Annotated in this window: 12 protein-coding genes; 2 read left to right on the top strand and 10 right to left on the bottom strand. The window is 55.0% G+C overall.

Features of this window, described 5'->3' with window-relative positions:
* Window positions 1-4 precede the first annotated feature (4 nt).
* Window positions 5-352, top strand: coding sequence for a DUF2069 domain-containing protein (locus tag ACG1BZ_RS06880; protein WP_413664962.1), 348 nt, complete (start codon window positions 5-7; stop codon window positions 350-352).
* An 86-nt stretch (window positions 353-438) separates the two neighbouring features.
* Window positions 439-2,304, top strand: coding sequence for a signal peptide peptidase SppA (sppA, locus tag ACG1BZ_RS06875; RefSeq protein ID WP_413664961.1), 1,866 nt, complete (start codon window positions 439-441; stop codon window positions 2,302-2,304).
* Between the two features lie 30 nt (window positions 2,305-2,334).
* On the opposite strand, the gene ACG1BZ_RS06870 is transcribed toward sppA, so the two are convergent.
* The 10 genes from ACG1BZ_RS06870 to folC all read right to left on the bottom strand — a co-directional run bounded on the left by ACG1BZ_RS06870 (window position 2,335) and on the right by folC (window position 13,851).
* Window positions 2,335-2,628, bottom strand: a complete 294-nt coding sequence (locus tag ACG1BZ_RS06870; RefSeq protein WP_413664960.1) for a DUF3175 domain-containing protein — start codon at window positions 2,626-2,628, stop codon at window positions 2,335-2,337.
* A gap of 339 nt (window positions 2,629-2,967) precedes the next feature.
* Window positions 2,968-4,176 carry an MFS transporter gene (locus ACG1BZ_RS06865; RefSeq protein ID WP_413664959.1) on the bottom strand — a complete coding sequence of 403 codons (1,209 nt, stop codon included), beginning with the start codon at window positions 4,174-4,176 and terminating at the stop codon, window positions 2,968-2,970.
* 36 nt (window positions 4,177-4,212) lie between these two features.
* Window positions 4,213-6,243, bottom strand: a complete 2,031-nt coding sequence (locus ACG1BZ_RS06860; protein ID WP_413665853.1) for a DUF3488 and DUF4129 domain-containing transglutaminase family protein — start codon at window positions 6,241-6,243, stop codon at window positions 4,213-4,215.
* Complete coding sequence (locus tag ACG1BZ_RS06855) at window positions 6,243-7,253, bottom strand: DUF58 domain-containing protein (protein WP_413664958.1); 1,011 nt, start codon at window positions 7,251-7,253, stop codon at window positions 6,243-6,245. The genes ACG1BZ_RS06860 and ACG1BZ_RS06855 overlap by 1 nt, the downstream gene beginning before the upstream one ends.
* Before the next feature lie 4 nt (window positions 7,254-7,257).
* On the bottom strand, window positions 7,258-8,169 hold the full coding sequence (locus ACG1BZ_RS06850) for an AAA family ATPase (protein ID WP_413664957.1): 912 nt from the start codon (window positions 8,167-8,169) through the stop codon (window positions 7,258-7,260).
* A gap of 148 nt (window positions 8,170-8,317) precedes the next feature.
* Window positions 8,318-9,499: an O-succinylhomoserine sulfhydrylase gene (locus ACG1BZ_RS06845; protein ID WP_413664956.1), complete on the bottom strand. Its 1,182-nt coding sequence runs from the start codon at window positions 9,497-9,499 to the stop codon at window positions 8,318-8,320.
* 183 nt (window positions 9,500-9,682) lie between these two features.
* Window positions 9,683-11,170, bottom strand: a complete 1,488-nt coding sequence (gene purF / locus ACG1BZ_RS06840) for an amidophosphoribosyltransferase (RefSeq protein WP_282931878.1) — start codon at window positions 11,168-11,170, stop codon at window positions 9,683-9,685.
* A 45-nt stretch (window positions 11,171-11,215) separates the two neighbouring features.
* Complete coding sequence (locus tag ACG1BZ_RS06835; protein WP_282931877.1) at window positions 11,216-11,710, bottom strand: CvpA family protein; 495 nt, start codon at window positions 11,708-11,710, stop codon at window positions 11,216-11,218.
* Window positions 11,711-11,951: 241 nt separating this feature from the next.
* Window positions 11,952-12,596 carry an SPOR domain-containing protein gene (locus tag ACG1BZ_RS06830; protein ID WP_413664955.1) on the bottom strand — a complete coding sequence of 215 codons (645 nt, stop codon included), beginning with the start codon at window positions 12,594-12,596 and terminating at the stop codon, window positions 11,952-11,954.
* Window positions 12,577-13,851: a bifunctional tetrahydrofolate synthase/dihydrofolate synthase gene (folC, locus tag ACG1BZ_RS06825; RefSeq protein WP_413664954.1), complete on the bottom strand. Its 1,275-nt coding sequence runs from the start codon at window positions 13,849-13,851 to the stop codon at window positions 12,577-12,579. The genes ACG1BZ_RS06830 and folC overlap by 20 nt, the downstream gene beginning before the upstream one ends.
* Between the last annotated feature and the right edge of the window lie 67 nt (window positions 13,852-13,918).

Here is a 13,918-nt window from a genome sequence, read left to right as displayed (position 1 = left end):
AAGTGTGAACGATTCTGTACAGCGCAAGCTCAAGATAGCGCTGCGAATTAACTGGATTTGTTATATCGGCATGCTCGTACTGTTTGTCGTCTGGAATCTATTCCTCGAAGGCGGCTCATTGTTCCTGTGGTGCTTGCAGACCATACCACTGCTGTTGGTACTACCTGGGTTACTAAAGCAGCACTATCGTAGCTATCTGTGGCTCTGTTTTATTCTTTTGCTGTATATCACTGCCAGTATTGTCGACGTAATGATGCCTACACGCGGCTGGCAGGATGGCGTACTGGTAGTCCTTAGCCTTATCCTATTCTTTTCATCAATGATGAGCAGCCGCTGGCATCGCATGCAATAGCCACCGGCACTACTCACATTGCTAATGATTTTGTAACTGATAAATAGACAACGCTTGCCCCTCAGCGCACTAAGGAGTTTTGAGGTTTGACTGATTCATCCAATGAGAAAGGACTGTTCCGCAGCTTTTTTGGTGCCATTGGCGGCTCAATTACCTGGCTGAGGCGAGTGTTTACCAACCTGGTGTTCCTGTTAATACTGGTATTCCTGGGTATCGCAATTTTTGGCAAGGACGAACAGCTGGTAGTCCCACAAGGCGCGGCCCTGCGCGTGGCTCCGAGTGGATTTCTGGTAGATGAGCTCAGCCAGCCCAGCGGATTACCGATTTTCTTCGGCGGCTCCCAGGGGCCAGCGGAAATCAGGGTTAAGGATCTTGTCGACTCTATCGACAAAGCCGCACAGGACAAACGCATTTCCGCACTGGTGCTGGAGCTCGACAATATGGTCGGCGGCAGTCTCAGCAAGCTCGACGAGATTGGCGCAGCCCTGCAGCGCTTCAAGGCTGCCGACAAGCCCATTTATGCGGTAGGTGATAACTACACCCAGGCGCAGTATTTCCTCGCCAGCCACGCCGATAAAGTGTACCTGAATCCAATGGGTTCCGTGATGCTCACCGGCTTTGGCGTCTATCGGAATTACTATAAAAGCGCCCTTGAAAAGCTCAAAGTCAATTTCCACGTGTTCCGCGTTGGCGACTACAAGGATTTTATCGAACCCTATACTCGCGACGACATGTCTCCGGCTTCTCGTGAGAATAACCAGCGCTGGCTGCATGAACTCTGGAGTGAATACACCGAACAGGTGACTGGCCTTCGCAACCTGCCAACTGAGAGCATCGATCTATTTATCGACGAGTTACCCCAGAAACTGCAGCAGCATGAGGGCGACTGGGCACGTACTGCTCTGGCCAATAAACTGGTCGACCAACTCGCCAACCGCAACTTGGCTGTTCAAGAGCTACGCAAAACCATTGGTGAAGATGAGAACGATGAACGCAGTTATAAGGCCATCGATGCCCTCACCTATTTACGCAGCCAAAAGCTCAGCGAAGTCGCCGCCAAGAAAGAACCCAATAAGATTGCCTTAATCACGGCAAGCGGTTCTATTGTCGATGGCCGCGCTCCCGCCGGCAGGATCGGCAGCGAAAGCCTGGGAGAACTAATCGCACAGGCGCGCAAAAAAGAAGTTGATGCACTGGTTCTGCGTATTGACAGTGGTGGCGGCTCCGCCTTCGCGTCAGAAGCAATTCGACAGGAGTTACTCGCTACCCGCGAAGCCGATATCCCTGTCGTTATCTCCATGGGCAGTCTGGCCGCATCTGGTGGCTACTGGATTGCTACCGGCGGCGATCGAATCTGGGCCTCTCCCGCAACCCTGACAGGCTCCATTGGCGTATTTGGCGCCTTCCCGACCTTTGAGGATTCCCTCGAGGCACTGGGTATTTATACCGATGGTGTGGGCACTTCAGACCTGGCCGGCAGCATGCGGTTGGATCGTGCCCTACCCGAGGCAGCCGCCAGTATCCTGCAACAGGGAGTGGATAATACCTACGCCAGGTTCCTGAGAATTGTGGCCGAGTCCCGTGGCAGCACTCCCAAGGAAGTGCACAAAATTGCCCAGGGCCAGGTCTGGACCGGGCGCGCGGCCAAAAACCTGGGGCTGGTAGACGATCTGGGCAATCTCAACGACGCCATTGCCGACGCCGCACAGCTTGCTGAGATCGAAGAATACGATGTAATAGAGATCCAGCGCGAGCTGACTCCCGGCGAAAGATTCCTGCGCGCCCTGAGCGATAATGTGGATGCACGTATCGCCGCCAGCCTTGAGGCAAACCTGCCACTCGGCGCCTGGTTAAACAGCTTACAACCGGTTTTGGCACCAATCGGCGAACTGCAGAGCTTCCGCGACCCGCGCGGACTCTACGTGCGCTGCCTGCCCTGCCTAGCCCCCTAAAAGACTTCATCGCCTCTACCCTGCGCCGGCTCAATGCCGGCGCGGACGCCCATAAAGCTCACGCAATTCATTTTTCGCGGCCTCCAGGATTCTGCGCCTGCGCGCAGGCAAATGATGACCCGCACGATTGATATAAAAAGTGAGCATAGACATGGCTGAACGGAAAGGCTCTGATTTGCGCTGCTGACTGGCCTCAGCTGCACTCTTCAGGGATTTGGCTATCGCTTTTGGATCATCCAGGCTAAATACACCGGCTTCAAGGTCCAGCGCATGGCTGTTTGTCGTGACTCTCTGTGACCATTTGGCACTTTTTACTGATACCAAACCCCACCTCCATAACCGCAGTTCCCTGTTAAATATATGGTGGCTCAACCGGATTTGGTCGTTGCGGGAATCCTAAGGAGCCCCTGAATAACTCCGTAATGCCTCTGCGGGTCTTGAAGGGTGCAGATGTAAGGCGCAGCTCGCCGCGAATGGCCGTAGCCCTTTGCAAGAGCTGCAACGCAGCAGATGCGGCCTTCAAGGCCCGCCCTTCGGGGCTTGCAGAGCGATTCACACTCCGCGTTGCGACTTCTTGAAAGGTCTAGACATTCCTGCGAAGCCGCGCCTTGATTGTGAACCGCTCTGCATGCCAGAGGTATCACGGAGCTATTCAGAGGCTCCCTAAACCTCGCTATCGGAAATTTTAACCTGCCGTAGAGCCCCACTCAGGGCAACCAGTGCGAATGCCAATAAACTCAGGATTCCCGCCCACAATAGTGTCGTCAGAGGCGCTGCAACCTCGCTCAAAACACCCGCAGCCAGGGCCCCCAGCGCCGCAGAGCCAAATAGGGCAAATTGATAAATAGAGATAATGCGACTGCGATAATCCGCCGGCGCCATCAATTGCACAATGCCTCGCCCCAACCCTGCGGAGGCTGCCGCAACCGCCCCCCAACACAGACACAACAGAATCAAGCCAAACTTTGTTGGCCCCAGGCTGATAGCAATCAAGAGTGCAGCGCTGTAAAGCAAGCACATCAAAATTCCTCGCCCTGGCTCCTGCCCCTGGCCCCGTCTCAACATAGTCACCGTCGCGATCACCGTGCCCGCTATAAATGCCAGCTGCAGGGTCGCGTAGTAACCGGCACCGCGGCCGTAGTCCTCGGCCAGCAGCGGTAAGACCACCAGGAAAACCCCAATATGCACAAAGCCATTGAACGCCATCAATGCTGTCAGCTCCCGCAATACCGGATGTTTCCATGCCTGACTGAGACCATCCAGAATCAGGGTATGGGGTCGCTTCTCTGGTGCCTTTTGACGCTCTTGAGGCTGGCGCAAGGAGAAAAGCAATAATGAAGCCACTAGCACAACGGCAATCTGTACACCCAGCAAGTGCTGCAAGCCCCACTGGTCAAATCGACTCGCTAGCAGCATGCCCACCGCCTGGCCGCCGTACTGCGCCAACATCATCCAGGTTACGGTTTTTTGCACGCCTCGCTCAGTGGCCTGCCCCTTGCGGTTGCGGGCACTGCGCTGCACCAGGTTATCCCGTGCCGGCTGTAAAAAAGCGCTGCACACCCCCAGGCAAATTCCGTAAACCATCAAGGTGGATAAATTCAGGACATGGAAGGTGAAATACAACAACAATGCGGTATGACAAAGCGCCAGGCCCAAACAGGCCAGAGCCGACACCAGAGCCGGGTCTCGCCTATCCGCTAAAGCGCCGCCAAACAGCAGGAATACCAGGTTTGGCAGCAATACTGATGCCTGAATCCACCCCAATTGCAGGGCCGGAAGATCCACGATCGTCAGCGCAATCCAGGGCAGCAATATCACCTGCAACCCGGTTGCCAGGGAGGTGCCGCTATAGCCCAACAGAAACCTTTGCAATTGGGTTGGCATTCTAGATACGAAATAACTCAATGATTAATAACCTGCCAACTCACGCTTTTGCGGCGTCATATTTGCCGAGTGCCGCAACCAGAAATACCAGCTTGATAGCTTCCGAAGTGTTCTTAGCCCAGAGCCATCACCACCATAGGCGGCAGACTCAAAAGCCTCTGTCACTGCTGCGGCATAACCAGACATCTCCGGTTTTTCCTCGGCAATCCGGCGGGCATAGGATCCTGCAGTCTCACCGGAATGCCGCTGGACTCCATTGCGGGCCATGCGCCGGCAAAAGCGCTGGTAGAGCTTCTCTGCAGGCGCCAACTTGGGTCCTCCTGCGGAGCGGGCCGCCCACAAACTGATACCCAACAAAAGCACAAGAATCGGTGCCCCCAGTAATAGGGCGATACGCATTGGAGACAGATCACCAAATAGCCGCTGTAACAAATTCTGCTGCCGATCGGCATCAAAGCTCACTACGGTTTGATACCAACGGTAGTTGATCATATCCCACTGTAAGCGCAACTGGCTGAGAATGCCGATACGGTGTAAAGGAAATAGGGAGTCCTGCATAAACTCTTCACCCGCCGCACTCTCCAGACCGTCGCGCACCCGCTCCGGAGCTACTGCCGCTGTGGGGTCTACACGTTGCCAGCCTTGGCCGTCGAGCCAAATTTCAGCCCAGGCATGGGCGTCGTACTCTCGCACCAATAAGTACTCTTCTCCACTGACCCACTCACCGCCCTGGTAACCAGCCACTACTCGCGCCGGTATCCCCGCTGCGCGCATGGCAAACACATAACTACCGGCAAAGTGCTCGCAGAAGCCCTGCTGGCTATCGAAAAGAAACTCATCAATAGTATCGCCGCCCAGTGCTGGAGGCTTCAGGGTATAAGTGAAAGCACTGTGGAAGTGCGACAACAGCTGGGAGGAAACCGCCTCAGCACTGAGCCCCTGGTCCCGCAGGGAAGCCATCCACTGACGAGTACGGCTATTGCCGAAACTGGGAAGTTGCAAATTCCTGCGCCGCTCCGCATTGCTGAGAGTAGCACTGAGCGACAGGGTTTCTCTCGGCCAGGAACTTACCTGGTAAGAAAAGCGGTTGAAAACCGGGGTCCGTTTTACCAGGCGATCATCCGTTGTCTCTCCCACACCCGCGCTCTCTGAAGCCGGTTTTGCCATAGCGAATAGCCAAGGGCTGCGGCTCGCCTCCTGGATAACCTGGTAGCGATAACGGGGACCCACTTGCGGAAGCACCTGCTCACCACTTCTCCAATACACTCGCCCGCCATTTCGAGGGTCAACACCATAGCCCTGGCGCCAGGTACGCCCATCAAATTCCGAGTACACCAAGCCCCTCCAGTAGCGCTGCTCTGGCGGGGGCACTGGTCCATCAAAGGAGATACGCAAGGTCGGCTTACTGGATTTGGAAAGCTCAGTAAAGTCTCCCGGGGCCATCGAATCACTGACACCGGTGCGCCCAGCGGAGGTATTCTGCGGCACAGACCAAAGGGGCCCCAGCCGAGGCATCACCAAAAACAACAACACCATCAACGGCGTGGCCTGTGCCACCAACCGCAGGGATAATCCCAGAGCCCGGCGCGGGCGCGCACTATAGTGTCCCAGCTGCGCCGCCAGGGCTGCAGTAATTACCAACACACTCAGTAAACCGTAAAGTGCATAGGGAATGGTCTGCTCTTGCACAAACAGAGTGGCGGCTACGAAGTAGGCCAGCAGTAGACTGACAAAGGCATCCCTGCGGCTGACCAGTTCGAGATTTTTCAGGGTGAATGACAGCGCCAAGAGTGCAATCATCGGCTCCAAAGCAAACAAGCGCCGATAGGACAGAGCCAGTCCCGCCACCGTCAAAAGAATCACTGTCAGTTTAAGAGCGCGGCCGGGTAAATCCCTGCGCCCGCGAAAGACTTCCAGGCGCCAATAAACTGCAAAGGCCCAGGCAAAAGCCACCCACAGTGGCAGCAATGTGAATTGCGGCAAAAGGGCGACAAACTGGGCAGCAAAAATCCACAGCAAACTTTCCCTGGGCAATAAATCCTTATTCGCAATCATCACTGGCCTCGCCCTGGGTACAGGGCCAATGCCTGCAAGACCTGCTGCTGATGCTCGGGACCGAGCGAAGGCTCTATTGAAATGCCAGGCAGGCACAAACCGTATGCAATGCCTTGCTTTTCCGCTTGTAGGGTCCAGTCACAGAGATTACTCAGGCGCATCTCTATATCCCTACCATCGAGTAAACCCCAGTCGAGCCACAAGCGCGTGTCAGTTTTGCGCTCATAGTCCTTGCTGTAAAGATCGCGTCCGGCCGCGTATTGCTTCCAGGCTACATGGCGTAACGAGTCACCCGCTTGATAGGGTTTTAGCGCGGCAAAATCATCTCCGCCCCGCTTCACCTCACCGAACTCCCCCTCGGCAACAGTCTCTCCTAGCGGTAAAGGGCCCGCAGAAATTGGACGGGGGTAAACCAAAAATTCAACATCCAGGTCAATGCGGCTCCAGCAGCGAAATAACCCGAGAGGGAAACGACTTTCAACCCTCAACCGAGGTGCCTGCACTCGCCCACGTTTTACTACCGGCATAGAGATACAAATATCCGCACTTTTCTGCTCGCACAAATCCACGCGACTGCCCTGCTCCGGTGGCCAACTCAGCTCGAGCCATTCCCGCTCCCGCTTGCCCTCACAACTGACATTAATTTCCGCCTCGGCAAAATCACCAGCAAAAGCTGCTCGGGTATCCACAAGGCGCAAGTGCACGCCACTTAAATTGGCAAAGGTGTGTAGTGGTAGCACCGCCAAAATGCTGACCAACAAAAATGTCAGAGCGAAAACCAGATTGTTTTCATAATTGGTGCCCAGCAACCACAATAATGCCACCACTATTAGGAAACCTAAGCCTGCGCGCGTGGGCAGGATAAATAATCGGCTGTGGTTCAAGGTAATCGCTCGGGCCCGCGGTGCCCGGCGACTAAGCCAGCGCTGCATAAGGTTGCGCCAATATTCCACCAGCAGGTGTATCGGATTGCGGGAAGGGTTCCGACGTTGGGGGTGACTTACACTCATCGACTCAGGCCGCAATCACATCCACTTGGCGCATCAGACGCTCAACCAACTGCTCGCCGTTGCTGCCATCGCTCTGTAATCGATGTCCTGCCACCGCCGGCAACACAGCCTGGATATCCTCAGGCAAAACATGGCCACGATTGTGAATCAACGCCCAGGCTTTGGCTGCGCGCAAAAGGGCCAAAGCGCCTCGGGGTGATAAACCCACTGCGCAATCCGGGCTCTGGCGGGTTTGCAAAACCAGTCGCTCCAGGTAATCCAACAGACTGTCAGAAGTTTTCACCTGCGTAACCAGGTTTTGCATTTTTCCGAGTGTGGCGATATCGATTCTGGGCTTTAACTTTGCCAGCTGCTGCCTCGGATCGGCCCCCAAATACAAAGCTCGTTCCGCCTCCCGGGTGGGATAGCCGAGACTAATACGCATTAGAAAGCGATCCAACTGGGATTCCGGCAATGCAAAGGTGCCCGATTGTTGCATCGGGTTTTGCGTGGCAATCACAAAAAATGGCTGGGGCAGTGTGCGGGTCTCACCATCGACACTCACCTGGCGCTCTTCCATGGCCTCTAACAGCGCACTTTGGGTTTTTGGCGATGAGCGATTAATCTCATCCGCCAATAACACCTGGCTAAACACAGGTCCCTCGTGAAAATGAAATTGGCTGGACTCCCGATCAAATATCGAAACACCGAGAATATCCGCCGGCAACATATCACTGGTGAACTGCACCCGCTTATACGTTAGCCCCAGCACCTGGGCGAGTGCATGAGCCAAGGTGGTCTTACCCATACCCGGTAGGTCTTCGATCAATAGGTGGCCTTTTGATAACAAACAGGCCAACGCCAACTTCACCTGGCGCTCTTTACCCAATAAAACGCTGCCGATATCGGACACTATGGCGGAAACTATTTTTTGCACGGCAAATCCATTACTGCTCAATTTTTCTCAAGGGGGCTATTTCTACACACCGGCAGGGGCGCAACAAAATGCAAACGCTACCGGAAGCAGCGAACAGTATTTCACTGTCCGCTAATAATCATAGGTAGCTGGGCGCTTACGCCAGCGCTTATAGTTGGGATAATCCACGCATCAGGTCGCGCTTGAGATCCTCAACATTTTCCAGCCCTACCGAAACACGAATTAAATTTTCGGTAATTCCGGCGCGAGCCTTATCTTCATCACTAAGGCGGCCGTGGGTTGTCGTGGCAGGGTGCACAATAGTGGTTTTTGCATCCCCCAAGTTGGCGGTGCAGGAGAGGATTTTACAATTGTCGATCACTTTCCAGGCAGCTTCGCGACCACCGCGCACAGTAAAACTCAGCACTGCGCCAAAAGCGTCTTGCTGTTCCCGCGCTAGGCGGTGTTGGGGGTGTTTAGGCAAGCCGGTGTAATTTACCTTCTCAACCATCTCCTGCTCATCGAGCCACCAAGCCAAGTCGAGTGCATTGGTGCAATGCGCCTGCATACGCAGCTTTAAAGTTTCCAGGCCTTTGAGGAATACCCAGGCATTAAACGGGCTCATACTCGGTCCGGCAGTGCGCAGGAAAACCACCAACTCATCCATTACATCCTTGCGACCAACAACAACACCGCCCAGGGCCCGCCCCTGGCCGTCGAGGAATTTGGTTGCGGAGTGCACCACAATATCAGCGCCCATGGATAGAGGTCGCTGCAGTGCCGGGGTACAGAAACAGTTATCGACAACCAGCATGGCACCAGCGCTGTGGGCGACCTGTGCCAACGCGCGGATATCGGCTACTTCACACAGAGGGTTGGAAGGCGTCTCCATAAACAGCAGCTTGGTGGAACCATCTACGGCCTGCTTCCAGGCATCCATATCGGTCAAATCGACATAGCTCACCCGCACGCCGAACTTTTCCATATAGCGGCCAAATAAAGCCGTAGTTGTGCCGAAAACACTGCGGGAACAGATAACGTGGTCGCCACTTTTCAGTAGCGCCATACAAATACTGAGAATGGCAGCCATGCCACTAGCAGTGGCTACCGCAGCTTCACCGCCTTCTAGAGCAGCGATGCGCTCTTCAAAAGTGCGTACTGTGGGGTTGGTATAGCGGGAGTAGACGTTGCCGGAGCTTTCGCCAGAAAAGCGCGCAGCAGCCTCTGCAGCAGAGGGGAAAACATAACTGGAGGTGAGGTAAAGTGCCTCGGAGTGCTCTCCTTCCGGTGAGCGAACCTGGCCGGCGCGCACCGCCAGGGTTTCCAGAGCGTAACCGTCGTCTTCAAACATATACCGCTTCCTGGTCAGTATTTTTGGAAGCAGTCATCTTAACCGAAACGATCTTAACTGGCGCCCTCTTCTGCCGCGAGAAAAGGACGCTTACGCTTTTTTACTATTGGCAGGCTACAAAAACGGTTTTTTTGCCGCCCGCCAATCAGGTGAAGGATATTTAGATATTCCCCCAAGGGCGAATTACAAAGCGTTGGCGTCGGCCTTTTTACGCTTCGCCGTATCATTGCGCTGAGCGTGCAGATCGTTCAGGTATTCCTCGTCCACATCACCGGTGATGTAATTGCCGTCGAATACAGAGCAATCAAAGCGGTCAATTTTTTGCTTGCCGCCGCTGGAGCTGACCACCAGATCTTCCAGCTCCTGGTAGATCAACCAGTCTGCGCCAATCTCCTCACAGATTTCCTCGGTGGTGCGACCGTGAGCCACCAGCTCAGTGGCGGAGGGCATGTCGATACCGTAAACATTCGGGTATTTTACTGCAGGGGCAGCACTGGCGAAGTACACTTTGGCAGCACCGGCATCGCGGGCCATCTGGATAATCTGCTTACAGGTAGTACCGCGCACAATGGAGTCATCTACCAGCAACACGTTCTTGCCACGGAATTCCAGCTCGATGGCATTGAGCTTCTGGCGAACCGACTTCTTGCGCTGCTTTTGACCGGGCATGATAAAGGTTCGGCCGATATAGCGGTTCTTCACCATACCTTCACGGAATTTCACCCCCAAGCGGTGGGCTACCGTCTGGCCTGCCGTGCGGGCAGAATCCGGGATCGGGATAACCACGTCGATATCGTGATCCGGGCGCATGCTGAGAATTTTGTCCGCCAGATGCTCACCCTGACGCAAACGCGCCTTGTGTACCGATACGCCATCCATAATGGAGTCAGGGCGGGCAAAGTACACATGCTCAAAAATACAGGGAGTCAAAGACGGGTTATCTGAACACTGCTCGGAGTGCACAGTGCCATCCAATTCGATATAGAGCGCTTCGCCAGGAGCGACATCGCGCACCAGGGTGTAACCCAGTACGTCCAGAGCCACGGACTCGGAAGCCACCATATATTCGGTGCCCTTCTCGGTTTCACGCTTGCCGTAAACCAGTGGGCGAATTCCGTTGGGATCGCGGAAAGCAACAATACCGTAACCGACAATCAGGGCAACGCAAGCGTAGGCGCCGCGCACGCGCTTGTGTACAGAGCGCATCGCACTGAAGATATCTTCGGCTTTCGGCTGCAGCTTGTGCAACTTGTGCAGCTCGTGGGCGAACACGTTCAGCAACACTTCCGAGTCAGAATCTGTATTGATATGGCGCAGGTCCTGCTGGAAGATCTCATCGACCACCTCATGCACATTGGTGAGGTTGCCGTTGTGAGCCATGGCAATGCCGTAGGGAGAGTTCACGTAGAACGGCTGAGCCAGCGCCGGGCCGGAGCTACCGGCAGTGGGGTAGCGGACGTGACCAATACCAAAATTACCTTTCAGACGCTCCATGTGGCGCGCGCGGAATACGTCGCGAACCAGACCATTGGCTTTCTGCTGGTTCAGGCGATCATCGTCACAGGTAACGATACCGGCGGCATCCTGTCCCCTGTGCTGCAGCAGAGTGAGCCCATCATAGAGCTGCAGATTGACGTCACTCTTACCGACGATACCGACGATACCACACATATATTTGACCCTATTGACTCGAGAAGAGCGCTTTTGGCGCTCTATTTAAAACAACTTTACGAAGAATTCCTTAACGGAGCCCGCCAGCTCCCGCGCACTATCCTCAAATTCGAGGAAATGGGGAATCAGAACAGACTGACTCCACCAACTGTCCTGTTCCACCGGCACCAATGCCGGGGCCAGGATCAACAGCGCCATCACGACAATGGCTCCCCGCACCAAGCCAAACGCCATTCCCAGCACTCTATCTGTACCGGATAGCCCAGTTGCCTCAACAAAGGCAGAGAGCACCATGTTGAGACCGGCGCCAGCGAGTAAGGTGCCGATAAACAGGATGCCAAAAGCTGCAATCATTTGGAGGGAGGGGGTGTCGACGAGGTTGGATAGCATTGGCGCCAGCTGGTCGCGAAACATCATGGCGACGATAAAGGCGGCAATCCAGGTAAGCAGAGACAAGGTTTCCTTGATGAAACCTCGACTAAGGCCGATAAGCGTGGAGATACCCACAATAGCCAGAATGATCCAGTCAGCCCAATTCATTCAATCCTACCTGCGTGGCGGCTGCTGCCGCGAAGAGCGCGCATTCTAACTGAAGGGACTAAGCGCGTGAAGCCGTAGGCCAACCGATTGGAATTTATTACTTGTAGTACCGCTTTCCCTGGACGTTTGGCACAGTGGCAATCGGTTAATTGCGAATAAAAATGCAAAGTGGAAATCTGCCAGCGAGTTACCACCATCCGCCTCGGGCTGAAATAGTGGCAACCTGAAGTCAAAGGCCCGATCAGGCCTTGAACTGAAGCACGAGGGTCTGGGCCTTCAGAAGGGTATCCAATTCTTTTTTCAGTTGATGGGCATCGGCCTTGTTGACCTTTGGCCCAACAAAGACCCGCACCAGGCGACCCTTGTCTGTATCCACTGCCCGAGTATAGGCACTGTAGCCCTCGTTCATCAGGCGCAAACGCAGCTTGTCCGCATTGGACTCATCCCGGTAGGAAGCCACTTGAACCACCCAGGCCACAGGCAGGCCATAGGCATCTACAAGGGGCGAGGCTCCCTTCTTCGGCGCGGCCAGTTTTTCCTCCGGCTCATCACTCTTGGCGATCTCTGACCGTTCCTCCCCCTCATCAGCTACTGGAGCCTTCGGGTTGGAGAAGTTCTCCGGCAGATCCGGCTGGAAAGCCTCACCGGGCGCCGGTGCAGGCACAGCATCCGCTACCGGTTGCGGCTCGGCAATTTCAATAGGGCGTATATCCGGCTCCGCCGGAATCTGGCTGGTTTCACTGATATTGCCTGCGGCCTCCCGGTCCAACAGGCTGGGCAAGAAAATAACGGCAAGCGCAGCCAAAACCAACGCACCGACAATACGCTGCTTAAATCCGTCGTTCAATCGCCCTCGGCGGGAGGGTTTACCCTCGCAATTCTCCATTACCTTCGTCTCGCATCTGCTGCAGAACCTCAGCCACAGTAAAGAAGGAACCAAATACAAGCAACCTATCTTGTGGACCAATGGTCGGCAGCAGCTGTTGTAAACCATCGGCGACGCTTGGACAGCGGCTATCGGCGTTCGTTGCCTCAACACCTGCTGCGGCCAGACCTTCCAGCAAGGTCTCTCCGCTCGCAGCGCGGCTATTGCCCGGTAACTCTGCGGGGTGCCAGGCATCCACCACATCCCGCAAAGGCGCGAAGAGTCCCGCCAAATCCTTATCGGCCATGGCCGCTACCAGCGCATGGGTCTCACCATCTACAGGGTGATCTGCAAGCCATTTAGCCAAGTGTTCGGCCGCTGCCGGATTGTGCCCCACATCCAACAGCAAGTTACACCCCTGCCATTGAACCTGCTGACAGCGCCCAGGCAGGGCAATTTCAGCCAGTGCAGATTCGACCTCACCTTGGGGCAATACATTGAGCAGAGCCAGCGCGGTAATCCCAGCAGCGATACTCGGGCGCGGCAAGTTGATCGGGGGAATAGCAAGTTCCAACTCACCAAAACGGTAAAGTTCTTTTTTACCCTCTCCCAAATTGAGAGAGAAATCCTGACCTATAAAGTAACTGGAACTGGACAATTTTTCTGCCGCAGACAGCACAGATTGGGTGGGATTGCTATCAGCACAGACAAAAGGCGCCCCAGCACGCAGGATACCGGCTTTTTCACGGCCGATTATTTCCCGGTCACTGCCAAGCCAGTCCTCGTGATCAATGGCAACGCTGGTGATAATAGCGAGATCCGCATCCACCAGGTTGACTGCATCCAGGCGTCCACCCAGGCCAACTTCCAGAAGTGCAAACTCGACGCCTGCCCTTTGAAATAACCAGAGCGCCGCCAGGGTGGTGTATTCAAAATAGGTCAGGCTGGTCTCACCGCGAGCAACCTCGATAGCCTCAAACGCCAGCACGAGATCTTTATCGGCAACCTCTTCACCCCCGATACGCACCCTCTCGTTAAAGCGCAGAAGGTGTGGGGAACTGTAAGCGCCTACGGAGCGCCCCCCCTTACACAGCAGCGCCTCCATAGTCGCCACGCAGGAACCCTTACCATTGGTGCCCGCCACAGTAATCACTGTCGGTGCCGGTTTCTGGATACCCAGTGCATCGGCCACAGACGCGACGCGCTCAAGACCTAATTCAATTTCGGAAGGGTGCAGCTGCTCCAGGCGGGAGAGCCAATCTTGCAGTGAAGGCATAGTTGAAAACATCGATGATGGGGGCTGCAATCAGCGGAAATTAAGCTGATCACAGCATTACCCCAAG

This window comes from Microbulbifer sp. CNSA002 (assembly GCF_047324085.1).
Lineage (GTDB): Bacteria > Pseudomonadota > Gammaproteobacteria > Pseudomonadales > Cellvibrionaceae > Microbulbifer.
This window is presented reverse-complemented; position numbering and strand designations above follow the sequence as displayed.

Excerpts from the sequence above, each read along its gene's own strand:
- ACG1BZ_RS06860 (WP_413665853.1), bottom strand. The coding sequence starts at position 6,243 with ATGATTGCGAATAAGGATTTATTGCCCAGGGAAAGTTTGCTGTGGATT.
- ACG1BZ_RS06855 (WP_413664958.1), bottom strand. The coding sequence starts at position 7,253 with ATGAGTGTAAGTCACCCCCAACGTCGGAACCCTTCCCGCAATCCGATA.
- ACG1BZ_RS06845 (WP_413664956.1), bottom strand. The coding sequence starts at position 9,499 with ATGTTTGAAGACGACGGTTACGCTCTGGAAACCCTGGCGGTGCGCGCC.
- purF (WP_282931878.1), bottom strand. The coding sequence starts at position 11,170 with ATGTGTGGTATCGTCGGTATCGTCGGTAAGAGTGACGTCAATCTGCAG.
- ACG1BZ_RS06835 (WP_282931877.1), bottom strand. The coding sequence starts at position 11,710 with ATGAATTGGGCTGACTGGATCATTCTGGCTATTGTGGGTATCTCCACG.
- ACG1BZ_RS06830 (WP_413664955.1), bottom strand. The coding sequence starts at position 12,596 with ATGGAGAATTGCGAGGGTAAACCCTCCCGCCGAGGGCGATTGAACGAC.
- folC (WP_413664954.1), bottom strand. The coding sequence starts at position 13,851 with ATGCCTTCACTGCAAGATTGGCTCTCCCGCCTGGAGCAGCTGCACCCT.